The sequence below is a fragment of the Thalassobacillus sp. CUG 92003 genome (assembly GCF_013618635.1).
GTDB lineage: Bacteria > Bacillota > Bacilli > Bacillales > Halobacillaceae > CUG-92003.
In genome coordinates this window covers 24,449-48,123 of sequence record NZ_JABLSJ010000013.1, presented here as the reverse complement: position 1 = coordinate 48,123, position 23,675 = coordinate 24,449, and the positions used below count along the sequence as shown (strand labels likewise).

The following is a 23,675-nucleotide window of genomic DNA, read 5'->3' as shown; positions in this document are numbered from 1 at the left end:
TCATGGAAATTATCATGTCTGTGTTAGCAGGTATTCTATTTGCAACTGGCATCTATAATATACTTCAAAAGCAGATGCTCCGCATTATCATCGGTACCGCATTAGTCTCCCATGGCGCCCATCTCTTCATCTTAACGATGGCTGGTTTAAAACGTGGCGCTCCTCCGATTTTAACGGAAGGGATTGAAGACTATGCTGATCCACTGCCTCAAGCATTAATATTGACATCCATCGTCATTAGCTTCGGGGTTACCAGCTTGCTGCTCGTCTTGGCTTACCGTGCATCCCGTATCACAGGGACAGATAATATGGAAGAATTAAGGGGTAACGAACATGAGTAACTTAGCGATTTTGCCAATTCTAATACCGTTTATCGCAGGCATTTTGCTCGCATTTTTAAACAAACACATTCCGCTTGTCCGTTCGCTCGCAAAGATTATTACAGTAGCTCAATTGCTGTTCGTTTCATGGTTGTGTTACCTGGTGTACCAATCTGGCTCAATCATTCTTGAAACTGGAGCCTGGAAAGCGCCCTACGGTATTATCATAGTAGCTGATTCACTTGCTATGACGCTGGTCCTTACGACCAATATCGTGGCAGTTGCCTGTGTCTTTTTTGCTCCAGTTTCTTTAACAGAAAAACAGGAACGTTTTTATTTCTATCCCTTCTTTTTCTTACTGATCACCGGTGTCAGCGGGGCATTTCTAACGGGGGATTTATTCAACTTATTCGTATTTTTTGAAGTCTTACTGATGGCTTCTTACGGTTTAATTGTCTTAGGCAATGGAAAAGTCCAATTAAGAGAATCTTTGAAATATGTACTGATCAACGTCTTTTCTTCGATGTTATTCGTAACAACGATCGCTTTCTTATACGCGATTGTGGGGACAGTGAATATGGCTCAAATCGCCCAGCGTGTTCAGGAAGTGGACCAGGCCGGTATCCTAACAGTAATTGGCATTCTGTTCTTCTTTGTATTTGCCACAAAAGCGGCGATCTTTCCGCTTTATTACTGGCTCCCCAATCCCTATATCGTGCCAAACCCGGTCGTCTCCGCTTTATTCGGTGCATTATTGACGAAGGTGGGCATTTATGCGATTCTTCGGACATTCACGTTAATATTTGTGCATGATCCAAACCTAACCCATACATTGTTCATTTATCTGGCTGCTCTCACGATGATATTCGGTGTCATCGGCGCCCTCTCCACCCACAATATTAAATTGATTGTGGCTTACAACATTATACCGGCGGTTGGATTTATGCTGATGGGGATCGGCTTATTTACGGAAACTTCAATTAGCGGAACCCTCTATTACCTTGTTCATGATATGATTATTAAAGGAAGTTTGTTTCTCATTGTCGGGGCAATCGCCTATGTAGCAGGCACCTCAGACTTGCGTAAAATGGGCGGACTGATTCATCACTATCCCGTACTAGGCTGGATGTTATTTATTGCCTCCCTCGTACTCGCAGGTATTCCACCTTTCAGCGGATTTATAGGCAAATTGCTGCTTCTCCAAGGCGGTGTCGCTCAAGAAGAACTGCTTATTGTCATTACAGGGTTGATTACAAGTTTATTGATCCTATTCTCCATGATTCGTATCTTCGTCAAAGGATTCTGGGGAGAAAAATCCGATGTTCTGCCTACCAAACCTGTGAAAACTGCACCATTCACTTGGCCGATTGCATTTTTGCTTACATTTTCAGTCCTGTTAGGCTTGGGAGCTGAATGGGTTTACCCTAGTGTCCAATCCATGGCTGAATACTTGATGAACCCTGACCTCTATATAGAGTCGATTTTAAAGGAGTAAACCATTATGCCATTCCAAATTGTCTTAAATATCATCATAGCTATCATGTGGATGTTCTTGAGTGAAACCTATGATTTCTCAACGTTTTTCGTTGGGTACTTACTTGGTGTGGGCTTGCTCTTTATGTTTCGCCGCTTTATCCCGGACGCCTTTTATATGAGACGTGCCATCAACGTACTCAAGCTTATTCTGTTGTTCATTCGCGAGCTTATTTTATCCAACTTTGAAATTCTTAAATTCGCCTACAAACCAAAACTCGATATGGAGCCTGGCATATTCGCCCTGCCGATTGAATTGAAGAGTAATTGGGAAATTACACTGCTTGCCAACCTGATATCATTGACTCCAGGCACGCTTTCCCTAGCAGTCAGTGACGACCATAGCACAATTTATGTCCATGCGATGGATCTTCCGGATGTTGAGGAATCGATCAATGATATTAAAGAGAAATTCGAAAATGCAATCATGGAGGTGACGAGATAATGGCTGATATTTTAGACGTTACCCAATCGCTCATACAAATCGTAACAACCATTTGTATTGTCGTTATTTCCATCTCGATTGTCATGTTGCTATATCGTACAATCAAAGGCCCGACTAACCCAGATCGTGCCGTATCACTCGACAGTATTGGTGTTAATTTGATGGGCATTGCCGGTCTGCTTGCCATTCTGTTAGTGACCACCAAATTCAATGATGTCATTCTACTGATCGGCATTTTATTATTCATTGGTACTGTTGCGTTAGCTAAATTCTTAGAAAAGGGTGTTATCATTGAGCGGGACATGGATTAACTTACTCATCGATCTCTTAATATGCTTTTTCCTACTGAGTGGCACCTTTTTTATTTTCTCAGCATCCCTCGGCATTATCCGTTTTCCCGATGTGTATAACAGGCTTCATGCGGCTACTAAAAGTGCAACACTCGGTGTAGCCGGTATTATGATCGGAGCCTTCTTATATTTGTTTATCGAATACGACCTGGTAAGCGGAAAGCTGTTATTAAGTATCGTATTTGTCCTTCTTACCGCGCCCGTTTCCGGCCATGTCATCGGTAGAGCTGCCTACCATAATGGCGTGCAGTTATGGGAGCATAGTGTCAAAGATGACTTAAAGAAAACGAAGCGATCCACTGAACATTCCAATGAATAAACCCTCCCCCCTTTATCAGATAAATTATGATAAAGGGTTTTTTTATAATACAGGCACACAAACCTCAATCAGCTCATAAGTATGTAAAAAGGCGTAGGCAGACGCCCAAAAGCTGATAAAGGAGGTTTGTATGGATGACCGGTTTATTCGCCTCACTACTTTATCTATTTAAAGAATCGCTGTTCTTTGTATCCTACGTCAAAAATCAGGCATTTCCCAATCCACTCCCTCCCGAGGAAGAAGCAAAACAATTAAAAAAAATGCAGGAGGGAGACCCTGAAGCAAGGAATTTGTTAATTGAACATAACCTCCGCCTCGTCGCACATATCGTTAAAAAATTCGAAAATACGAAAGAAGATGCCGAGGATTTGATTTCAATCGGCACTATTGGTTTGATTAAAGGCATCGAAAGCTATTCCCTTGGAAAAGGTACGAAACTTGCCACATACGCCGCGCGTTGTATTGAAAATGAAATTTTAATGCATTTAAGAGCGATGAAAAAGACGAATAAAGATGTGTCTCTCCAAGACCCGATCGGCCAGGATAAAGAGGGGAATGAGATCAGTTTAATCGATATTCTGAAAGCGGATTTGGATGATATCGTAGATACGATCCAACTTCATATGGAGCTAGAGAAAATTAAAGATTTTATTAAAATTCTTGATGAAAGAGAAAAGGAAGTTATTATCTTCCGCTATGGACTAGGTGAATCCGAAGAAAAGACGCAAAGAGAAATTGCTCGGCATTTAGGGATTTCCAGGAGCTATGTGTCTAGAATAGAAAAACGGGCGTTAATGAAGATCTTCCATGAATTTTACCGGCAAAATCAAAGAAAAATGTCTGGCAATGGATAATGCCAAACGTGCAGACGCGGCTATCGGTGGAAAACGGCTCCAATCTCATACGTTGCAAAACCTCACAGGTCATGAACGACTAGCGAGTCAGCTTGTTTGAACATGATGCACAACATCTACATGGCTACTTTCACATTTAAAAAGCCCTCAATATAACCACTCTTATCATGGTTATATTGAGGGCTTTATGATGCCCATATTATTCGGTGTCTCTCATTCTTTTAAGGTTTACGATTCTGCCTATCAACAGGAAGGCGAGAGCCAGTAGACCACATGTAATCAACAATAGAATTTCATACGTGCTTGTGTGATAAATATAAAGGCTGATCAAACTTCCTGTATATAAATAACAACATAGGATGATTAAGGTACCGACAAATCGCAGATAATCCTTTAATGTCGCTTCAATAGTAGCATTATCCATCTCTCCACCTCCCGCAGCCTTCATTCTAACATAGAAGACTCCGTTCTCTAGGTGGTAATTAAAGGAATTATCGTTTCGACAACATCGTCATAATGATTTCAGTTGCATGGGCAGCTGCTTTACCCAAGAACTGGTCAAAAGATATAGAAGAGGTCTTTCCTGCAATATCCGATAATGCTCGAATTACGACAAAAGGCGTACCATATTTGTAACACACTTGAGTGATTGCTGCTGCTTCCATTTCCGCAGCAATCATCTCAGGAAACTTTTCCCGGACAAAGTCCACGCGTGCTTGATCCTGCATAAATGCATCGCCCGTCGCGATAATCCCCTTGGCAGCATTGGCATGTGTCGCTTCCCCAACTGCCTCCATAGCCTCATCCACTAGATTTTGATCGGCCGTGTACATCGTTGGCATACCGGGAATTTGTCCGTACTCATAATTAAAAGCTGTTACATCGACATCATGATAGGCCACCTTGGTGGAGACGACGATATCGCCTACTTCCAATTGCGACGCGAATCCGCCAGCTGAACCGGTATTGATGACATATTCAGGCTGGTATCTTTCATGAAGTATGGTCGCCGCCATAGCTGCATTTACTTTTCCTATGCCAGATTTAAGCAAAATGACCGACTGGTTTTGCAGAGTGCCTTTAATAAACAATGTGCCGGCTATTGTTTCTTCATCTTCAACCATCATATTACGTTTTAACTGTTCAATTTCCTCTTCCATAGCTCCGATAATTCCAACCGTCACTCCGACACCCCCGAATTCTTAATCCGATTAATAATCATCCTTATATGGGTTTTTATTCAGCAGTTCCATTTTTGTAGGTTGGTATCCCTGATTTTCGACCCATCGCACATGCACGCGGTAGGTTTCCGTTTGGTCTTGATTCGTTACGGTACCAACCGCTTTTTGTTGGCCTGCTCCGTTGACGCGCCATGTAATCATGTTACCTTCGCTCAGCCCGCTCGCTTTTCGAATCGCAGCAAGCAACTCTTGCCAATCTTGTGAGTTGGCATCATCATAGTTGATACGATGGGTGCCTGATGTGTCTTGCTCGGTAGCAACAGGCTTCCAATCTTTTGTGATGACTTTTTCCACATTTTCTTTATCACTCTCTTCTACTTGCGTGTTATTTTCTTCCTTATTTTCATTTTCGTCTTTGTTTTCGTCACTTTCTTGATTATCGCTCTGCTCATTGGAGTCTGACTCATCAGAACTGTCAGATGCGCTATCTTTTTTCTCTTCCGCGTTATTTTCATTGTCGTTGTTTTCATTACTATTGTTATCAGACGCATCTTCTTCCTCATTAGAACTGTTCTCTTCTGAGTCAGAAGAGTCCTCCCCTGTAGAGTCAGTTGCTTCTTCACTTTTTTCAATCGTATCAGAGTCTTCAACTGAATCCTCTGAACCTGCATTGTCATTGCCGCCAAAAATTGACGCTAAGATTAAGAACAGGATGACTACCCCTCCTGCTGCAACCAATGCGGTCAACCATTTCGTTCCTCGGCGTCTTTTCTCAAAACGATTTTTTCTGGAAAATTTATTAGCATCTGCCACGTATGCTACCTCCTTTGCTCCCCCTATTATACATGGGCGCTTACACTATACCAATATTCTAAATGTCGTAGTCAGAAGGGTTGACGAAAGAAAAGACAGCGCTTACCGCTGCCTCCCATCAATCCTATCCTATTCGACGTTTACGATTTTCACTTCAATCTCTCCGCCAGGTGTTGCCACTACTAGACGTTCCCCTACTTCATGGCCTAACAGACTTTGAGCCATGGGAGAATCATTAGATATTTTCCCTTCAAATGGGTCTGCTTCAGCACTCCCAACAATGACATAAGATTCCTCATCGCCGTCAGGCAATTCTTGAAACGTGACCGTTTTTCCGAGAGATACCATATCTGGGTTCTCGTTATCATTTTCGATAATGACAGCGTTGCGAATCATATTTTCGACGTGTTGAATGCGCGACTCAACAAACGCCTGTTCATCTTTAGCTGCATCATATTCAGAGTTCTCTGAGAGGTCGCCGAATCCACGCGCAACTTTAATGCGTTCAACGACTTCTTTACGACGTTCTGTTTTCAAATGGTGAAGCTCTTCTTCTAATTTTTTCTGACCTTCTTCAGTCATATAATAGCTTTTTTCTTCTGCCATAAACCTTACACTCCTTTAATAACACCCAATATCGAGATCCCTTCCTATAGAAAATGAGTCGCACCTCGTGCGCTCACTCATTTATCTTACTCTATTTTATCTGGGATCATGGCTTTCTAGAACTACTAAAACTATGCCAGATTTGGTTGGACATTTCAACCATTTTTTCTCACAGCATCTGGTGCTTTTTCAGATAGTACTGTTTGAATCTTACTGGCCATTAAATCAATGGCGACGTGGTTTTGGCCACCTTCAGGAATAATAATATCTGCATAACGCTTCGTGGGCTCAACAAATTGAAGATGCATCGGTCTTACAACATTAATGTATTGTTCGATAACGGATTCCAAGGTGCGCCCCCGCTCATTAATATCCCGCATCATCCGGCGGATAATACGAACGTCAGCATCTGTATCAACAAATACTTTAATGTCCATAAGATCGCGGAGTAATTCATCCTCCAGGACGAGTATGCCTTCAACAATGATCACTTCTTTAGGCTCAACATGAATCGTATCATCCGAACGTGTATGCATTTTATAGTCATAAACCGGTTTTTCGATAGGTGATTGACTAATCAACTGTTTCAAATGCTCAATCAAAAGGTCATTGTCAAACGCTAAGGGATGATCATAATTGGTTTTTAACCGTTCCTCCATTGGGAGGTCGTCTTGATTTTTATAGTAATAATCCTGTTCAAGCATTAAAATCGTTTTATCTGCAAATCTCTGAGTAATCGAGCGGGTCACACTCGTTTTACCGGAACCTGTCCCTCCAGCGACTCCGATAACAACCGGCTTGTTATGCATCGTCAAGTAAACTCCTTCCCCTTGCCTTGCTTTCTATCTAATTTCGTGCTGATGGTCACGCCGTCTCCCACGGGAACAATGTAAGAATGAAAATCAGGATGATTCATCAGCCAATCATTAAAACGTCTGATTTCGCGAGCAGTTTTTGCCATTCGTTCATTTGCCTGAGTCGGATCGGCAACCCAACCTTTGAAAAGTACATTATCCGTCACGATGATACCATCAGCTTTAACCGCTGGAGCATATTGTTCAAAAAACGTACGGTATTTTCCTTTAGCCGCATCTATAAATAAGAGATCATACGGCCCTTTTGCGTATATTTCATCCCTAAGCTTTAAGGCGTCTCCGAATAATAGCTCAATTCGTCCAGAAAGATCGAACTGATCCAAATAGTATGCAGCCTCCTGATAACGCCGCTCATCCCGCTCCACAGTAATGATCTTAGTTTCTGGATAAGCCTCAGCCATTCGAATAGCAGAATATCCAATCGCTGCTCCGATTTCAAGAATGCGGCTAGGCCGTTTCATTCGGATCAACTGCATAAGAAACTGTATACCCGCTTCTTCCATTATTGGAACGCCGTTGTCTCTCGCGTATTTCTCCATGTCACGAACCCCCGCCTGCGGTGAGGGAAAAAATGAAGACACGTACTTATCATGTGTGTCCATGAACTGCTCCTTTCTAAATGAACAATCAGACATATGATTCTAGCATAAACACCGTATAGATGTCGCAATTTTAACATGAAAAAATGAGGGGAAGCGAGTCTCCCCTCAGCTACTCATCATTAGGTTTGGCTTCTTCAGGCTGTTTATCTTCACTGTTTTGTGATATATGTTCAGCTTTTTTCTTATTGTGTTCCTCAAGCGTTTTGGAGTAATATATGTTCCCTTCCTGGTCAGCAAGGAAGTACAGATTTTCTGAATCAATGGGCTGCACAGCAGCATCTAAAGCATTTTCATTAAAATTGGAAATAGGCCCAATTGGTAATCCATTGATATGGTACGTATTAAAAGGCGATTCTACTTCAGTATCTTCATATAATACACGATCTTTATGTTCACCGATCGCATAAAGAACAGTCGGATCCGTCTGCAACGGCATGTCCTGAGCTAGTCTATTATAAAATACGCCTGCAATCCGCTTTCGACTTTCCGCTTTAGGTGCTTCTTTTTCTAATAGGGAAGCCATTGTAATCACTTCATGAACACTCGAGAGTCTGTTTCCTTCCAGTGAATCCATATAGGGAAGCACCACTTCTTTCGTTTGTGCCAACATTTTTTGGACGATTTGATCAATCGGAGGATTCTCTTCAAAGAAAGGATAGGTGGTTGCAAACAAATAGCCTTCTAGCGGATGTTTGATCTCAGGGTCTAATATAACCTCATCTAACAAGGCTGGATGTTCTTCGATCAATTTATTGACATAAGCCTCATCATCTATTTTCTTCAAAAATTCCTCTTTTGTAAAATTGAAATGTTCAGCATATCTAGCAGCTATTTGCTCTACCGTACTCCCTTCCGGTATGGTCACCCTCAATAACGGGTCGAGCATGACTTTTCCAGTCTTTAAAGACTGGAGAATTTCGTCAATCGTCATCGCTTTCGTAAAGTCATATTCTCCTGCTTGAAACCCAGTGACGTTCTTGAATTTCGTGTAAAACCGAAAGATGAGTTCATTATTGATGATGCCATTCTCTTTAAGGATACTGGCGATCTCAGAAGTAGAAGAACCTAACGGAATTTCTACCGTGGTTTCTGACTCGTCTGATGGGTCGACTGGTTCGAGTGCAGATTTTACATAAAAATAACCTGACACTCCGCCAACTATCAGAAGAATAATCAGCGACGTCAGAACTAAGGCAACAATCTTCCGCACTTTGCCTGCTTCTTCCGTTCGCTTATGGAGTCGTTCTTTATATTCACTGTCAAACTTGGAATCCGACAACTCGTCTCCCCCCTTCCATCCGGTACATTATACTACAAAATAAGTCGTGTTATCCATCGTTTTGACAAATTTCCATGGTATCTCTGTAGAACTTAGGAAGCTCCTTGGAGACTCGACTTGATCATATCTCCCATTATTTCCAGTGAAACAAAGAATAATCCGTCTTTCCATATAGAAAGGGCTATTCTTCAAAATAACGTGTGATTGGGAAATAACGAGACGCTCTATTGAAAAGGTCCACAGGCGTGCCAAAAGCACCTAAGAAGCTTACATCAACTCAAGTAGGGTCGGCTCAGTTAACATCGAAAAGAAAATATCTGTCAAGAATAAAGCAGATGTGTCACTCATCTTCCTGCCACCCGGCCCTGCGCACAAAAAAAGCTTGTAAGAGAAACCGGAGTTCTCTACAAGCTGAAAGCTCAGAATTTAATCTGAGCTTCTTGGTTTGCTATATTAACGAGACTATTTCATTTTTCCATTGCTGGCTATAATTCTTCATCCTGCAGGGTATTAAGCATCTCTTCAACCATTTGCCATTCTTCTTCTGATTCAATTTGGAAAAGAGAAAGATCGTCCTCTTCGTTTTCTTTTTCTTCATAACGAAAAGCGAACACTTCCACTTCATCCTTTTCTTTTTGATCGGCCGGAATTACGGCTATATAAGAATGGCCAGTTTTATCTACATCAAATGTAAACAAAACTTCGAATAAATGCTCTTCGCCATTTTCGTCAGGTATTACAATCCGCTCTTCTTCTTCAAGTGCCATACTTGTCCACTCCTCCTTATTGCTTCGCATCTAAATAGCTTTGCAAAATCATGACTGCTGCCATTTTGTCGATCACTTTTTTTCTTTTTTTACGACTGACATCAGCACTCAACAGAACGCGTTCAGCTGCCATGGTCGTCAACCTCTCATCCCATAAGATGACAGGCAGGTTAAACTCTTGCTCAATCCAATTGGCGAAATGTTGACTGGCTTCCCCTCTTGGGCCAATCGTGGCGTTCATATTTTTAGGGAGTCCCACAACGACTTCGGAGATTTCGTGCTCATGAATAACCTCTTCCAATGCCTCCCTCGAAGTCTCAAAACGACCCTCATCCCATTGCAATGTGGTCAAACCCTGTGCGGTCCATCCTAAAGCATCTGAAACGGCCACACCAATCGTCTTTTCGCCAACATCCAAACCTAGTTTCTTCATCATTCATCCTCTTTATGCTTTTCTAAATAGAACTTTACAAGTTCTTCAATCAATTCGTCCCGTTCCATTTTCCTAATAACATTCCGTGCATCTTTGTGGCGAGGAATATAAGCTGGATCCCCCGATAATAAGTAACCTACAATTTGATTGATCGGGTTATATCCTTTCTCCTCCAAAGCCCCATGCACAGATAATAACACTGACCGTACATCTTGCTCATAGGGTTCTTCAGAAAAATTGAATCGCATCGTCTTATCCATCGAACTCATCATGAACACCTCGCACTTTCTCGTGGTTTACTCCATTATATACCTAATTTTCGCGAAAGAAAAACTAAGCGTTTTGTTTGACGTATTCGTAGGCATATTGTAAAGCCTCACCGATTTTAGTCGTATCCTTTCCACCTGCCTGGGCCATATCAGGGCGTCCACCGCCCCCTCCGCCGCATATCGAAGCAGCTTCCTTAATCAAATTTCCTGCATGGTAACCTTTTTCAACGAGATCCTTCGAAATTCCTGCTATCAGTTGAACTTTTTCCCCATTAGGGGCTGCCAATAAAATGATGCCAGAATCCAGTTTTTGTTTAAGTTCGTCGACCATGCTGCGAAGGCTGTTCATATCTTTAACGTCAACTTGCTTAGCTAACACATTCACGCCGGCCACCTGCTCGATCTCATCAAGAATGCTGGTAGCTTCTGCATTCGATAGTTTGGCGTGCAGCGATTCAATTTCGCGTTGGGCGTCCTTCAATTCCTGGTTGATGGTTTCGACTTTCTCAGGTAACTGTTCAGGTTTTGCTTTAGCTAAACTAGCTGCTTGTTTCAACAAAGCGTGCTTGTCGTTCATATATTCATAAGCTTCTTTTGCTGTAACTGCCTCTATTCGTCGCGTGCCGGCTCCTATGCCTGACTCAGAGACAATTTTGAACAGACCAACTTCGGCTGTGTTATGGACGTGACACCCGCCGCACAACTCAAGACTGTAGTCACCGACTTCAACCAAACGGACAGTTTCGCCGTATTTTTCACCGAATAAAGCCATCGCACCTTTTGCCTTGGCAGCTTCAAGCGATTGATATGCCACGGTCACGGGCAGAGATGCCCACACTTTTTCGTTGACAATAGTCTCGATACGATCCATTTCCTCATCGGTTACAGAGCCGAAATGGGAAAAATCAAACCTGAGACGGTTCGGTGCTACTAACGAACCTGCCTGATTAACGTGGTCGCCGAGGACATCCTTGAGTGCCTGATGAAGCAAATGCGTGGCCGTATGGTTTTTTATGACGAAAGAACGCGAACCATGGTCTACCTCTGCTTTCACGTTCTCCCCTTTACTAATGAGTCCTTGCTTTACGACTGCCTCATGCATATGTTGACCGTTAGGAGCAGTCTGCACATCGGTAACTTCTAGTACGGCTTGCTCACTTGTAATAAACCCTTTATCGGCTACTTGTCCACCGCTTTCCGCATAGAATGGTGTGCGATCAAGGAAGAAATAAACCGTCGCCTGCTCTGGAGCTGATTCAACAAACTCTTTTCCCTGAATCAATTCCACCACCGTAGCATCAGCACTTAATTGGTCGTAACCAACAAATTCACTCTCAACTGTTACCTCTCCGAGAACACCTTCTTGTATCTGCATCGAACCTGACTTTTGCTGAGCTTTACGAGCACGTTCGCGTTGTTTTTCCATTTCCGTTTGAAAACCTTGCTCGTCAATCGTGAACCCTGCTTCAGCTACATATTCTTCCGTAAGTTCTTTTGGAAATCCATACGTGTCATACAAACGGAACACTTCTTGGCCAGGAAACACTTTACTGCCTTTTTCAGTTTCCTGCTCCATGATTGTTGTCAAAATAGCCAAACCGTCATTCAATGTTTCATGGAACCGTTCTTCTTCTGTTTGAATGACACTTTGAATGAACGCTTGCTTTTGCTGCACTTCAGGATAATAGTCTTTCATGATGTGACCCACTTCAGGGACGAGTCGGTACATAAACGGCTTGTCGATGCCTAACTGTTTCGCAAATCGAATTGCCCGGCGCAATAACCTTCTGAGTACGTATCCTCTGCCTTCATTTGAAGGTAAAGCTCCGTCCCCTACTGCAAAAGTGACCGTACGGATATGATCCGCGATGACTTTAAACGCGACATCTTGTTCTGTTTGAGTGCCGTAAGCAACACCGGCAATATCCTCGGTTAATTTAATCATAGGCATAAACAGATCGGTTTCAAAGTTGGTTGGCTTATCCTGGATGACCGATACAATACGTTCAAGTCCCATGCCGGTATCAATGTTCTTCTTAGGGAGCGGTGTATAAGTATCATCCGGGTTATGATTAAACTGGGAAAAGACGAGGTTCCAAATCTCAAGATAACGGTCATTCTCTCCTCCAGGGTACATTTCCGGATCGCTCTCATCATCGCCGTAAGCTGGACCGCGATCATAGAAAATCTCTGTGTTCGGGCCGCTCGGTCCTTGGCCAATATCCCAAAAGTTCTCCTCAAGCCGAATGATGCGTTCGACGGGCACTCCGACGACATCCTTCCATATATTAAACGCTTCATCATCTTCAGGGTGTACCGTCACGGATAATCGCTCAGGGTCAAATCCAATCCACTCTTCACTCGTTAAAAATTCCCATCCCCATTCAATAGCTTCCAGCTTAAAATAATCTCCAATTGAAAAGTTTCCCAGCATTTCAAAGAATGTGTGGTGCCTTGCTGTAAACCCAACGTTTTCAATGTCGTTTGTCCGTATTGATTTTTGTGCGTTGACAATCCGGGGGTTGTCGGGGATGACCCGGCCATCAAAATATTTTTTTAGCGTTGCAACCCCACTGTTAATCCATAACAATGTCGGATCTTCATGAGGAACGAGTGAAGCACTCGGCTCCACTTGGTGCCCTTTTGCTTTAAAAAAGTCTATAAACATTTGCCTGACTTGTGAAGAATGCAAATCTTTCATTCATAAGTACCTCCCTATTTTCGTTTTTATCGTGTCAAAAAAACTCCCGTCCCTGCCTTGTCGGCAGGGACGGGAGTTATAATCCGCGGTACCACCCTGATTAATGGCTGATAAACAACCACTCACCTTGCTGCTGATAACGGGGCGACCGACGGAGATTAACCGTACTCTGGAGTAGCTTTCTGCAACTCGGGACATCAATTCCTTTCAGCCTCGGGGAATTGTCTCTGACGATGTGAGGATTGCATACTCAGTTCCTTCATTGTTTTGACGCATATAACGTGATATGCGTTATTATAGAAAACTAAAGCCGGTCTGTCAATGCTCAGTTCGGTGCTGCCAGATCTCCTCCGCAATCACTTTCAGGCATGTGAGGACTGGAACAGCCAGAATCATCCCGGCAATACCCCCAAGTTCTCCCCCAGCCAATAACGCAAAGATAATGAAAAGGGGGTGGATATGGATGCTTTTCCCCATAATATATGGGGACAATAAATTCCCTTCAATGACTTGGATAACTACAACTATAATCAAAACATATATCAATTTTGTCGTAGAAATTGTCAATGCAAACACGATGGCAGGGACCGCTCCGAGAATCGGGCCAAAATAAGGGATAATATTGGTGATACCGGCGATGAGTCCGAGTAATAACGAATAATCCAAATCGATCAGCCAAAACCCAAGAAAGGCCAGCACCCCGACAAATAAGCTGATGAGCAGTTGTCCGCGAATATATCCTCCTAGTGAATGGTTCAACTTTTTAGTGAGCTTTAGCGCTTCGTGATGAAAACGTTTTGGCAGTAGGCGTAATGCCACTCCTCCCAAATGTTTATAATCCTTAAGTAAATAAAAGGTGACGACTGGGACGACCGCAGCCAAAATCACTAATTCCATAATATTGGACATACTTGAAACCACAGCCATAATCATGTCACTCAGCCACGTTTCAAAACTCTGGAACATGCCATCTAATTGTTCCTTAAACCCATCTGGAAACCGTTCCGTCTGATGATATAATTCGCGCGTCCAATGCTGATAAGCTTCAACTAATTGAGGAAGGTGTTCATTCAGTTCTTTCAACTGCTCTACGATTCGAGGATATCCTCGATAGATGCCCATCCCTACAAGAAAGAAAAACAAAACAAATACCAGGACAATCGCAAGCGGTCTTGGAATATTTAAGTCTTCAAATCCTTTTATTAGAGGGTGAAGCAAAAATGATAGAAAGCCAGCTACCACGAAGGGAATCAACACAGTGCCTATTATTACGATGAAAGGCTCAACATAAGGGTACAATAAAGCTAATAAAAATAAGGCAAGCAGGAAGAGGATAACGAACGCCAGCTGGCGTAGACGTTTTTTTGTCTGACTATCCATCTTAACCTTCTTGATAGAATAAGTCGTTTAGTGAACTTAGACTGCCATCTTCTTCTATTTGGTTGATATTGATTTTATCCTCTTCTACTGAGAGTTCCAGGCAGCAGTTCCAACAGTAATACTGCTTGCTTCCGATTCGACCAAGTTGTGAACTTTGACAGTTCGGGCACTTCATAGAAAGTCATCCTTTTTTTACCATCTATCATGCCCACTCGTCACACAATTATACGTTTGCAGCTATGGCTGCGATCATAGGATCACTTATCTAGCTTCCCTATTCTCCTTTTATGACGTCTTTCACCCACCTTACGCCTTCCTTCACAAAACCATCCGAAGGGTTTGTATGAGGCGTATGTTCAAAAATGAAGTACACGTCCTCCAGCTTGCCTAAATAGGCGATAATATTCTTTAAAGGCTGCATGCCTTCCCCCTCGCCTGAAGGATGGAGGGGGACCCAGTAGTAATTGCCGTTATGCCATTCAACATGATGTAGATGGACAACTTTAATAAACCCGCGCCATTTTTGGATATAAGCCAGCATGTTATCTTGAGCAGCAAGCTGATAATCACCGAGATCAATACAGAGGTATAGCCCATATTTCTCCCATATATGTCGAGGGAACTGATGGAGATAATCAATGCCAGCCGGGGAGCGGTTCGCCCCCAATTTCGGTTCACAAACAATTGGGATTTGATAGGTATGCTGCAGCTCACATAATCGTTTCAATCCATTCTCTATCTCCGCCAACGGGACCTGCTCGCGTTTTGCTTTAAAATATGGAAAGTGGACAAGAATATAGTCCGCATTAAGAGAGGCCATGCGTTCGACTTCCTTTTCGAATTGCTGCCATGCACTTTCTGGTTCGTGCTGTACGTTTTCAAGCAAATCATACTTGCTGTCATGGCGATATAGAGGTGAGTGCAAACCAAATGTTCGAGGTGACTGTTTCAACAGCTTTAAGAACTGATAAAACGCCTGTTCATCAGGAAACTCACCCATTTCAATATGACTCGTTTCATCAGTGAAAAGCTGGTCAAACAAATCAGGGTTAGATAAAATCGTACTTCCTGACATACCAAAACGATGTACCATACGTTTCAGTCCTCCGTTTCCTTACATGAAGTCATAAGGGGATAAGGCTGTATCTTCTTCATTCTGTGCTTGCTCAGGGGTATGTTCAATCAATTTTTCAGTCAAGAACGTGTAACGCAGGTTCGTATCTTCGGTTTCAATCCCGTCTAAAAATGCGGTTTGATCACCACAGATAATAAGGGATTGTTTGCTGCGGGTAATCGCCGTATAGAGGAGGTTTTTCCTGAGCATCCGTTTGTAGCTTCTCACGACTGGCAAAATGACAATTGAAAACTCACTGCCCTGGGATTTATGAATCGAGGTGCAGTAGGCATGCATAATAATATGCAAATCCTTACGTGGATAGGTTACTTCCTTACCATCAAAGGAAATCACCACTTGTTCTACTTGATCGACATTTTCTTCTTCTCGAAATATCGCCACAATTTCCCCAATATCCCCATTGTAGACACCCTCTTCCGGTTGATTGACCAGTTGGATGACTTTATCCCCCGTTCGGTACGTCACCTCTTTAAATTGCAGATCCCGTTTCTGATTGCTTTTTGGGTTCACCAGGCTTTGAATCTCAGTATTCAACACATGAATGCCGACCTTCGTTTTATACATGGGAGCAAGCACTTGTATATCCCGGAATTCCAATCCTTTGCTCACAGCACGCTCATAGATTCGCGTAATGATGTCTATCAGATTGCCTTCATGCGCTGGGATAAAATTAAAATCAGAATCCTTTTGTAATGATTGGGCGGTACATTGGTTTTGCTTGATTTCATGGGCTAACTGAATGATGCGCGATCCCTCTTTTTGGCGGTAGATCTCAGTCAGTTGCACGGAAGGAATTTGGCCAGAGGCTAAAATATCCGCCAGCACTTGGCCAGGGCCGACTGAAGGCAACTGGTCTTCGTCGCCAACTAAGAGGATTTGCATGTCGGAGGGAACAGCTCGTAAAAGCTGATTGGCAAGCCAGATATCCACCATTGAAAATTCATCAATCACCAGGAGTTTCCCTTCTAACTGATTGTTTTGGTTCTTTTGAAACGAATCTTTTCCATCCCAGCCTAACAATCTGTGAATCGTACTAGCAGGCAGCCCGGTCGATTCATTCATGCGTTTTGCTGCTCTGCCAGTAGGGGCTGCAAGTATAAAAGGGTAAGGTTCATCCTGATCATAGTCTCCAATGTTCATAGACAGATCATTAAGTTCAGAATACGCGCGGATAAACCCTTTGATTACGGTCGTTTTTCCGGTCCCTGGCCCACCGGTTAATACCATCGCCTTAGAATGAAGCGATTTTTCTATAGCGGCATATTGATGTTCACCGTAGCTTAATGCCTCTTCCTCTTCTGCCCCGCCAATGATTTTCATGAGTTCAGCCTGAGTGAACTCTGAGTCTAATGGAGTCGCCATAATCCGCTCCAATTGATGGCTCACACCGTTTTCAGCGTAAAATAACGTCGGGAGGTAAACGCGATCATCCTCGATTATGAGAATGTTCTCTTCACCTAAATGAATCAGTTGTTCAGATAAACGATCATAATCGATCTTTATTGCACTATCATGATTGAGTAAGCGAAAAACAGATTCTAAACATTCCTGAGTTGGCAGATAAACATGACCGGCATTTAAGCTTTGCTGCATGACATATAAACAAGCCGCCCTTAACCGAGTGGGATGATCATCAGACAGGTTGACAGCCCTTGCCATTTCATCAGCCCGATGGAAGCCAAACCCCTCAACTTGAAAGACAAGTTGATAAGGATCTTCTTCAATGATAGCAAGTGTTTCGTCATGAAAGACGTCGTATATTTTCTGGGCCATTTTCAGACCGAACCCGTATGTGGAAAGGGTGATCATGACATGTTCAAACCCTTGATGTTCCTGAAGCGCTTGAAACAAACGGTCAGCTTTCTCCTTCTTTAAGTAGGGCACATCGTACAGAACGGTTTTATCACGCAAAATCAAGTTGATCGCATCTTCTCCCAAGTAACCAACAATCCGTTCTGCTGTTTTCTTCCCTATGCCATGAAAAAGATCACTCGAAAGATAATGGACAATGCCATCCTTCGTTTCTGGAAGAAGTCGCTTGTAAAATTGAACGTCATATTGACGGCCGAATTTTTTATGGTCGACCCATTCTCCTTCAAAAAGGTACGTTTCCCCTTCTTCCAGCGGTGAAAAATGTCCCTTAATAACCACTTGATTATCTTCAATTGACTCATTTGTTTCAGTGATCGTGATTAAGGCAATCGAAAAATGTTCTTCCGCTTTATGGAAGATCATTCGTACCAACTCACCTTTAAGGTAACCCGTTTCCTTCGCCTGCCCATTGGTTTGAACACCTGCATCATCCGCCATCTATGTCGTGCTCCTTTATTACGAATTTCCTCCCAGCGCTTGTTCAACTTGTTCTTTAGCATGCGCAGCCAGCATATGATCCGGTTGTATATCAAGTGCTTTCTCGAGATGGCTTAATGCTTTCTCAGGATCCTCTTTGTGCAAAGCAGCCACAGCTAAATTATAGTGAGCATCACTATGGTCTGAATCTAATTGTAGCACAATGCGCATAACATCTTCAGCCGCGTCTATCTGGTCATTCTGCGCTAAGCACAGGCCATACTGGAATTGGATATCCACATCTTCAGGTGCAAGCTCAGAAGCCCTTAATAAATAAGGCATAGCCAGTTTCACATGCTCCTGGTGAACCATACTCATCCCTAACAGAAAGTAGACATCAGCCTCCTCAAGACCGGCTTCCAATGCCGCTTGAAAAGACTGCTGAGCTTTAAGGTAGGCTTCCTGATCATAGTACACATTACCGAGTCCATAGTGGGCTGTAGCCGCTTGCCCATCCAATTCAAGGGCCCGGTGGAAAAATTGTTCAGCACGCTCATAATCATTCATATGCAATAACAAATTCCCGAAATTGATATACCCGACGGGGTCCTGGGGGCTTTCCTCGATCGCTTCCGTAAAAGACTTAGCAGCCTCTTCAAAATCCTGTTGTTTCATTTGTTCAATGCCTTGACTCAGTTTATCCATCCTTCAACCTCCTCATAAAAAATGGGCCATGCCAGATATCAGTCACGGCATGGCTTGATGTTAAGTGTTCATTTAACCAACATACGATACGACTTTCTCTTCTTTGATGATGGCGTCAATTGTGGCACCGCCGAGACAAACATCCCCATCATAAAATACGACAGCTTGCCCGGGGGTCACCGCACGTTCAGCTTCATGAAAGTCGACTTTTAATTTATCGTCTCCCACCGGATGCACGGTTACAGGGCTATCTGCCTGACGATAGCGGAACTTCGCCGTACACGCCATACTCTCCGTAAGCTTGTCACCTGACATCCAATTGATCTCGGTGGCATACAAGCCATCGGAATAAAGGGCATCATGGTCGTATCCCTGACCAACATACAGCACATTATCCTTAATATTCTTTCCCACGACGAACCATGGTTCACCGGGACCGCCGATACCAAGACCTTGTCGCTGCCCAAGCGTGTAATACATGAGGCCGTCATGTTCACCTTTACGTTCACCATCAAGGGTTTGCATGTACCCGGGCTGGGCGGGCAAATATTCACTTAGAAAATCTTTGAAATTCCGTTCGCCGATGAAGCAAATTCCTGTGGAGTCCTTTTTCTTCGCTGTTGCCAGATCATGCTTCTCTGCAATTTGCCGGACTTCCCCTTTCTCTAAATGCCCAAGCGGGAACATGACACGTGATAACACGCTTTGAGAAAGCTGGTTTAAGAAGTACGTTTGATCCTTGTTTTCATCCTTGCCTCTCAGCATCTCATAGACACCGTCGTTCTCCCTGACTTGCGCGTAATGGCCAGTAGCAAGATAATCAGCTCCTAATGATAGGGCATGATCCATAAAGGCTTTGAATTTAATTTCTTTATTGCACATAACATCAGGGTTCGGCGTCCGACCGGATTTATATTCATCTAAGAAATACGTAAACACCTTATCCCAATACTGTTTTTCAAAGTTAACTGCATAGTAAGGAATATCGATTTGATTGCATACGCGTATGACATCCTCGAAATCTTCTGTGGCCGTGCAAACCCCGTTCTCATCGGTATCGTCCCAATTTTTCATAAAGATCCCGACAACGTCATAGCCTTGTTCTTTTAAAAGTAAGGCAGCGACAGAGGAATCCACCCCTCCGCTCATTCCAATGACAACGCGGGTATCTTTTCGCTCTTTCATTTTGATTCACCTTCCTTATTGCGTTCTTAGTCGAGCAACGACTTGGCTGATCCGATGGGCCGCTTCAACAACATCATCCTCAGTGTTAGCCTGTCCGAAACTGAAACGAATGGAGTTGACCGGCCGTTCGTCTTCACTCGCGTACATAGCTGACAATACGTGTGAGGGTTCGACTGAACCGGCCGTACATGCGCTCCCGCTCGACGCAGCTACGCCTGATAGATCCAAATTGGTCAGCAGCGTTTCCACGTTAATGTTGGGAAAGCTGATGTTCACAATGGTGTCTACGGTTTTATCAGGATCCCCATTAATGGAAAACGCGATCCCATTCTCTTGCAACACTGCTAAAAAAGAACGTTTATATTGAGCATAGTTGAAAGGATACTCTGCTTCGTCTTGCATGAGAGCGATGGCCGTGGCGAACCCTTTGATGCCTGGGATGTTTTCAGTCCCCGGCCGCCGCTTCCGTTCCTGTTCTCCTCCGTGTTGTCTTGCATCTATTTTTGTACCTTCTCGGACAAATAATAGGCCGACACCCTTTGGGCCGTTGATTTTATGGCTGGAAATGGTAAGCATATCCACCGGCAAGGTTTGCAAATCAATGGAAAGGGTGCCAAAAGCTTGAACAGCATCGGTATGAAAATAAGCTTGATGGCTGGAGACAAGATCTGCAATCTCTTGAATAGGCTGCATCACTCCGGTTTCATTGTTGACCATCATAATCGACACTACAATGGTATCGTCCCTCAGGTGCTCCTGAACATCTTCGACTGCTATAACCCCTTGATCGTTAACGGGGAGGTACGTGACTTCAAACCCCCGTCGCTCAAGGTGCTCGGCTGCATGTAATGTAGCATGATGTTCAATCCTGCTGGTAATGATATGCTTGCCTTTGTGGCGATTAGCCTCTGCGGTCCCAATCAAAGCTAAATTGTCCGCTTCTGTGCCCCCGCTGGTAAATATCAATTCTTTCTCCTGAACATTAAGGCTCCTGGCAGCTATCCGCCTGGCTTCGTCTAAAACCCTGCGAGCCTGTCTCCCAAATTGATGGACGCTCGAAGGATTTCCAAACACATCTTGATAGACGGGCAGCATCGCTTCGACAACCTTCGGGTGGACCGGCGTCGTCGCCGCATGATCCAAATAGATTGCTTTCATCTTGTCACCTCCTACCGTTTAAATATAGAACATATAAGCATCCTGTGTCTGATCATCAACATGGTCTTTCAGATCTTCTAACGTCGTCGTGTCCAGTACGTCTTTTACCGCGTCCCGAACGCGTTTCCAGAGCGCTTGTTTAGCTGGTTCTTCATCTTCTATGCCTTCGACAGGGGTTATCGGTCCCTCAAGCACACGAATCACATCACCCGCAGTAATGTCATGTGGCGGTTTCGTTAACATATATCCGCCGTAGGCTCCTCTTACGCTTTTAACCATGCTTGCATTACGCAACGGCGCAATCAATTGCTCTAAATAATGTTCGGATAGATCGTTTTCCCGGGCGATTTGTTTTAACGAAATGGGGCCCTCCCCGAACCTTCTAGCTAATTCGATCATGATGGTCAGGCCGTAGCGTCCCTTGGTAGATATCTTCATATGTGTCACCTTTCCTTATAATAAAATGCAGCAATTGTTTAGTATATGGTAATGCATACCCTAAAAACGAGCCAAAAAAGAATGCGATAAAGATCGTGCCGAAACCTATCGGACCACCTAAAAGCCAACCGATCAGGGCTACGCTGATCTCTATGCCGTTTCGGACAGCGGAGACCTTCCATCCCGTTTTTTCAGTGATCACTAACATGAGACCATCCCTTGGCCCAGCTCCGATTCCTGGTGCGACATAGATGCCGATCCCAAGCGCAATAACCGCCACACCGCCAACAAACACAATCACCTCTAGCCATAACATGTTAGGCTCGGGGAGTAGCCAGTTGAACAAATCAATGAAGATGCCAATCAGAACCATGTTTAAAACCGTGCCGATTTGAGGCCTTTTCTTCAATATAAGAGCAGTCGCTGTAACGACAATTATCCCTGCGATGATCGACCACGTTCCAACACTCAGGCCGAATTGTAAAAACAACCCGTAATGAAGGACATCCCAAGGCCCAATGCCGAGATCTTTAGCTTGCATTGTCAACGATATTCCGAAACCTAATATCATAAGGCCGACAAAAAAGAAGGTCCATCTAATAATAAGCGTGTATCTTGTTTGATTTATTCGGTTCATGGGCGACCTTCCTTTCATTATACCAAACGCTATTATAGCATGAATGGCAAGTCTCTTGCATTTTATGGGAAACCGTCATACGCTTTAAATGACACTAGGTATATAAAGGAGCTTTCGGCCATGACTCAAAAACCTCTCGCATTCAGAATGCGACCGAAACGAATAGAAGACATTATCGGACAACAGCACCTGGTGACGGAGGGCAAAACCATCCACCGCATGGTGACAGCCAATCGACTGGCTTCCATGATTTTGTTTGGCCCCCCTGGGACAGGGAAAACCTCCGTTGCAATTGCGTTAGTCAAACATTTAGGTCTCCCGTTCAAAATGTTAAATGCCGTAACAGACCGGAAAAAAGACATGGAAGCTGCGGTCGAAGAAGCTAAAATGCACGGCCAGCTCGTTTTAATCCTTGATGAAGTGCACAGACTCGATAAGAGCAAACAAGACTTCCTGCTTCCCCATTTGGAAAGCAATTTACTAACGATGATCGGGTGCACCACGAGCAATCCCTACCACTCCATCAACCCAGCGATACGCAGCCGCTGTCATTTGTTTGAACTCTATCGCCTTTCCGAATCCGACATCGAAGAAGCTGTCTTGCGGGCAGTCAATGATACAGATGAAGGACTCGGTGACATGAACATCAGCATTACACCCGAGGCCCTTGAACATTTTGCCCTGGCGTCAAATGGGGATTTGCGTGCTGCCTTAAACGGATTGGAACTTGCTGCCTTTTCGACACCTGAAGCGCGTGATGGAACCATATCGATTGATTTGGCCACAGCCGAAGAATGCATGCAGAAAAAAAGTTTTTCCCATGATAAAGATGGCGACGCTCATTACGATGTCTTGTCAGCTTTCCAAAAATCGATACGAGGCAGTGACGTGGACGCTGCGTTGCACTATCTCGCCCGTCTAATTGAGGCAGGAGATCTTGACAGTATCGGTAGAAGATTGGTTGTTATCGCCTATGAGGATATTGGGCTGGCAAACCCTCAAGCCGGTCCTAGAGCTCTGGCAGCTATTGAAGCAGCAGAACGTCTGGGATTTCCTGAAGGCCGTATCCCCCTTGCAACTGCCGTCACCGAGCTTGCCCTTTCACCTAAATCAAACAGTGCTTACAAAGCACTTGATGAAGCTTTATCAGACGTGCGTAAAGGCATGAGCGGTGATGTTCCGATCCATTTGAAAGACTCCCATTATGAAGGCGCCAAAAAGATGGGACGCGGCGTCGCTTATAAGTATCCCCATAATTACGACAACGCATGGGTCAGGCAACAGTATCTCCCCGATAAAATCAAACATCGGCGTTATTACCAGCCAAAAGCAACCGGAAAGTTTGAACAATCCTTAAAGCACGTTTACGATAAAATACAAAATCAATCCTAATCCTCGTAT

General features: G+C 43.8%; 27 protein-coding genes. 7 read left to right on the top strand and 20 right to left on the bottom strand.

Features of this window, described 5'->3' with window-relative positions; genetic code table 11:
• Positions 1–2: 2 nt before the first annotated feature.
• From HOP45_RS17030 to sigK, 6 genes are all read left to right on the top strand, one after another.
• Positions 3–341, top strand: a complete 339-nt coding sequence (locus HOP45_RS17030) for a Na(+)/H(+) antiporter subunit C (RefSeq protein ID WP_181350586.1) — start codon at positions 3–5, stop codon at positions 339–341.
• The gene (locus HOP45_RS17025; protein WP_181350585.1) at positions 334–1,815 is read left to right on the top strand and encodes a Na+/H+ antiporter subunit D; all 1,482 of its coding nucleotides are present in this window, start codon (positions 334–336) and stop codon (positions 1,813–1,815) included. Before HOP45_RS17030 ends, HOP45_RS17025 begins: the two co-directional genes overlap by 8 nt.
• A 6-nt stretch (positions 1,816–1,821) precedes the next feature.
• Positions 1,822–2,298: a Na+/H+ antiporter subunit E gene (locus tag HOP45_RS17020; protein WP_181350584.1), complete on the top strand. Its 477-nt coding sequence runs from the start codon at positions 1,822–1,824 to the stop codon at positions 2,296–2,298.
• Entirely contained in the window at positions 2,298–2,609 is a 312-nt protein-coding gene (locus HOP45_RS17015) for a Na(+)/H(+) antiporter subunit F1 (protein ID WP_181350583.1), read from the top strand. Before HOP45_RS17020 ends, HOP45_RS17015 begins: the two co-directional genes overlap by 1 nt.
• The gene (mnhG, locus tag HOP45_RS17010; protein WP_181350582.1) at positions 2,590–2,967 is read left to right on the top strand and encodes a monovalent cation/H(+) antiporter subunit G; all 378 of its coding nucleotides are present in this window, start codon (positions 2,590–2,592) and stop codon (positions 2,965–2,967) included. Before HOP45_RS17015 ends, mnhG begins: the two co-directional genes overlap by 20 nt.
• 134 nt (positions 2,968–3,101) lie before the next feature.
• Positions 3,102–3,821 (top strand): RNA polymerase sporulation sigma factor SigK, encoded by a 720-nt coding sequence (sigK, locus tag HOP45_RS17005; RefSeq protein ID WP_181350581.1) that lies wholly within the window; start codon positions 3,102–3,104, stop codon positions 3,819–3,821.
• Positions 3,822–4,020: 199 nt separating this feature from the next.
• On the opposite strand, the gene HOP45_RS17000 is transcribed toward sigK, so the two are convergent.
• The 20 genes from HOP45_RS17000 to HOP45_RS16905 all read right to left on the bottom strand — a co-directional run bounded on the left by HOP45_RS17000 (position 4,021) and on the right by HOP45_RS16905 (position 22,274).
• Complete coding sequence (locus tag HOP45_RS17000; RefSeq protein WP_181350580.1) at positions 4,021–4,245, bottom strand: YrhC family protein; 225 nt, start codon at positions 4,243–4,245, stop codon at positions 4,021–4,023.
• A gap of 67 nt (positions 4,246–4,312) precedes the next feature.
• Complete coding sequence (gene mtnN, locus HOP45_RS16995) at positions 4,313–5,005, bottom strand: 5'-methylthioadenosine/S-adenosylhomocysteine nucleosidase (protein ID WP_181350579.1); 693 nt, start codon at positions 5,003–5,005, stop codon at positions 4,313–4,315.
• A gap of 27 nt (positions 5,006–5,032) precedes the next feature.
• Positions 5,033–5,815 (bottom strand): YrrS family protein, encoded by a 783-nt coding sequence (locus HOP45_RS16990; RefSeq protein WP_181350578.1) that lies wholly within the window; start codon positions 5,813–5,815, stop codon positions 5,033–5,035.
• Positions 5,816–5,944: 129 nt separating this feature from the next.
• A complete protein-coding gene (gene greA / locus HOP45_RS16985) occupies positions 5,945–6,421 on the bottom strand; it encodes a transcription elongation factor GreA (RefSeq protein WP_181350577.1) in 477 nt (158 codons plus the stop codon).
• 155 nt (positions 6,422–6,576) lie between these two features.
• Complete coding sequence (gene udk, locus HOP45_RS16980; RefSeq protein ID WP_181350576.1) at positions 6,577–7,230, bottom strand: uridine kinase; 654 nt, start codon at positions 7,228–7,230, stop codon at positions 6,577–6,579.
• A gap of 2 nt (positions 7,231–7,232) precedes the next feature.
• Complete coding sequence (locus HOP45_RS16975; protein WP_255437730.1) at positions 7,233–7,835, bottom strand: O-methyltransferase; 603 nt, start codon at positions 7,833–7,835, stop codon at positions 7,233–7,235.
• Positions 7,836–8,007: 172 nt separating this feature from the next.
• Positions 8,008–9,177 (bottom strand): endolytic transglycosylase MltG, encoded by a 1,170-nt coding sequence (gene mltG, locus HOP45_RS16970; RefSeq protein WP_181350574.1) that lies wholly within the window; start codon positions 9,175–9,177, stop codon positions 8,008–8,010.
• A gap of 485 nt (positions 9,178–9,662) precedes the next feature.
• Positions 9,663–9,944 (bottom strand): DUF1292 domain-containing protein, encoded by a 282-nt coding sequence (locus HOP45_RS16965; protein WP_181350573.1) that lies wholly within the window; start codon positions 9,942–9,944, stop codon positions 9,663–9,665.
• Between the two features lie 16 nt (positions 9,945–9,960).
• The gene (ruvX, locus tag HOP45_RS16960; protein WP_181350572.1) at positions 9,961–10,377 is read right to left on the bottom strand and encodes a Holliday junction resolvase RuvX; all 417 of its coding nucleotides are present in this window, start codon (positions 10,375–10,377) and stop codon (positions 9,961–9,963) included.
• A complete protein-coding gene (locus HOP45_RS16955) occupies positions 10,377–10,646 on the bottom strand; it encodes an IreB family regulatory phosphoprotein (protein ID WP_181350571.1) in 270 nt (89 codons plus the stop codon). The genes ruvX and HOP45_RS16955 overlap by 1 nt, the downstream gene beginning before the upstream one ends.
• Before the next feature lie 64 nt (positions 10,647–10,710).
• Positions 10,711–13,347 carry an alanine--tRNA ligase gene (gene alaS, locus HOP45_RS16950; RefSeq protein ID WP_181350570.1) on the bottom strand — a complete coding sequence of 879 codons (2,637 nt, stop codon included), beginning with the start codon at positions 13,345–13,347 and terminating at the stop codon, positions 10,711–10,713.
• A 318-nt stretch (positions 13,348–13,665) separates the two neighbouring features.
• Positions 13,666–14,727: an AI-2E family transporter gene (locus tag HOP45_RS16945; protein WP_181350569.1), complete on the bottom strand. Its 1,062-nt coding sequence runs from the start codon at positions 14,725–14,727 to the stop codon at positions 13,666–13,668.
• A gap of 1 nt (position 14,728) precedes the next feature.
• On the bottom strand, positions 14,729–14,902 hold the full coding sequence (locus HOP45_RS16940; RefSeq protein ID WP_181350568.1) for a hypothetical protein: 174 nt from the start codon (positions 14,900–14,902) through the stop codon (positions 14,729–14,731).
• Between the two features lie 99 nt (positions 14,903–15,001).
• Positions 15,002–15,820 (bottom strand): TIM barrel protein, encoded by an 819-nt coding sequence (locus HOP45_RS16935; RefSeq protein ID WP_181350567.1) that lies wholly within the window; start codon positions 15,818–15,820, stop codon positions 15,002–15,004.
• Positions 15,821–15,841: 21 nt separating this feature from the next.
• Positions 15,842–18,172: an SF1B family DNA helicase RecD2 gene (recD2, locus tag HOP45_RS16930; RefSeq protein ID WP_181350566.1), complete on the bottom strand. Its 2,331-nt coding sequence runs from the start codon at positions 18,170–18,172 to the stop codon at positions 15,842–15,844.
• A gap of 18 nt (positions 18,173–18,190) precedes the next feature.
• The gene (locus tag HOP45_RS16925; RefSeq protein WP_181350565.1) at positions 18,191–18,856 is read right to left on the bottom strand and encodes a tetratricopeptide repeat protein; all 666 of its coding nucleotides are present in this window, start codon (positions 18,854–18,856) and stop codon (positions 18,191–18,193) included.
• Between the two features lie 72 nt (positions 18,857–18,928).
• A complete protein-coding gene (gene mnmA, locus HOP45_RS16920) occupies positions 18,929–20,041 on the bottom strand; it encodes a tRNA 2-thiouridine(34) synthase MnmA (RefSeq protein WP_181350564.1) in 1,113 nt (370 codons plus the stop codon).
• Between the two features lie 15 nt (positions 20,042–20,056).
• Positions 20,057–21,199 carry a cysteine desulfurase family protein gene (locus tag HOP45_RS16915; RefSeq protein ID WP_181350563.1) on the bottom strand — a complete coding sequence of 381 codons (1,143 nt, stop codon included), beginning with the start codon at positions 21,197–21,199 and terminating at the stop codon, positions 20,057–20,059.
• Positions 21,200–21,217: 18 nt separating this feature from the next.
• On the bottom strand, positions 21,218–21,637 hold the full coding sequence (cymR, locus tag HOP45_RS16910) for a cysteine metabolism transcriptional regulator CymR (RefSeq protein ID WP_181350562.1): 420 nt from the start codon (positions 21,635–21,637) through the stop codon (positions 21,218–21,220).
• Complete coding sequence (locus HOP45_RS16905) at positions 21,582–22,274, bottom strand: YczE/YyaS/YitT family protein (RefSeq protein WP_181350561.1); 693 nt, start codon at positions 22,272–22,274, stop codon at positions 21,582–21,584. Before HOP45_RS16905 ends, cymR begins: the two co-directional genes overlap by 56 nt.
• Before the next feature lie 120 nt (positions 22,275–22,394).
• On the opposite strand from HOP45_RS16905, the gene HOP45_RS16900 reads away from it, so the two are divergent.
• Complete coding sequence (locus HOP45_RS16900) at positions 22,395–23,666, top strand: replication-associated recombination protein A (RefSeq protein ID WP_181350560.1); 1,272 nt, start codon at positions 22,395–22,397, stop codon at positions 23,664–23,666.
• Positions 23,667–23,675 lie beyond the last annotated feature (9 nt).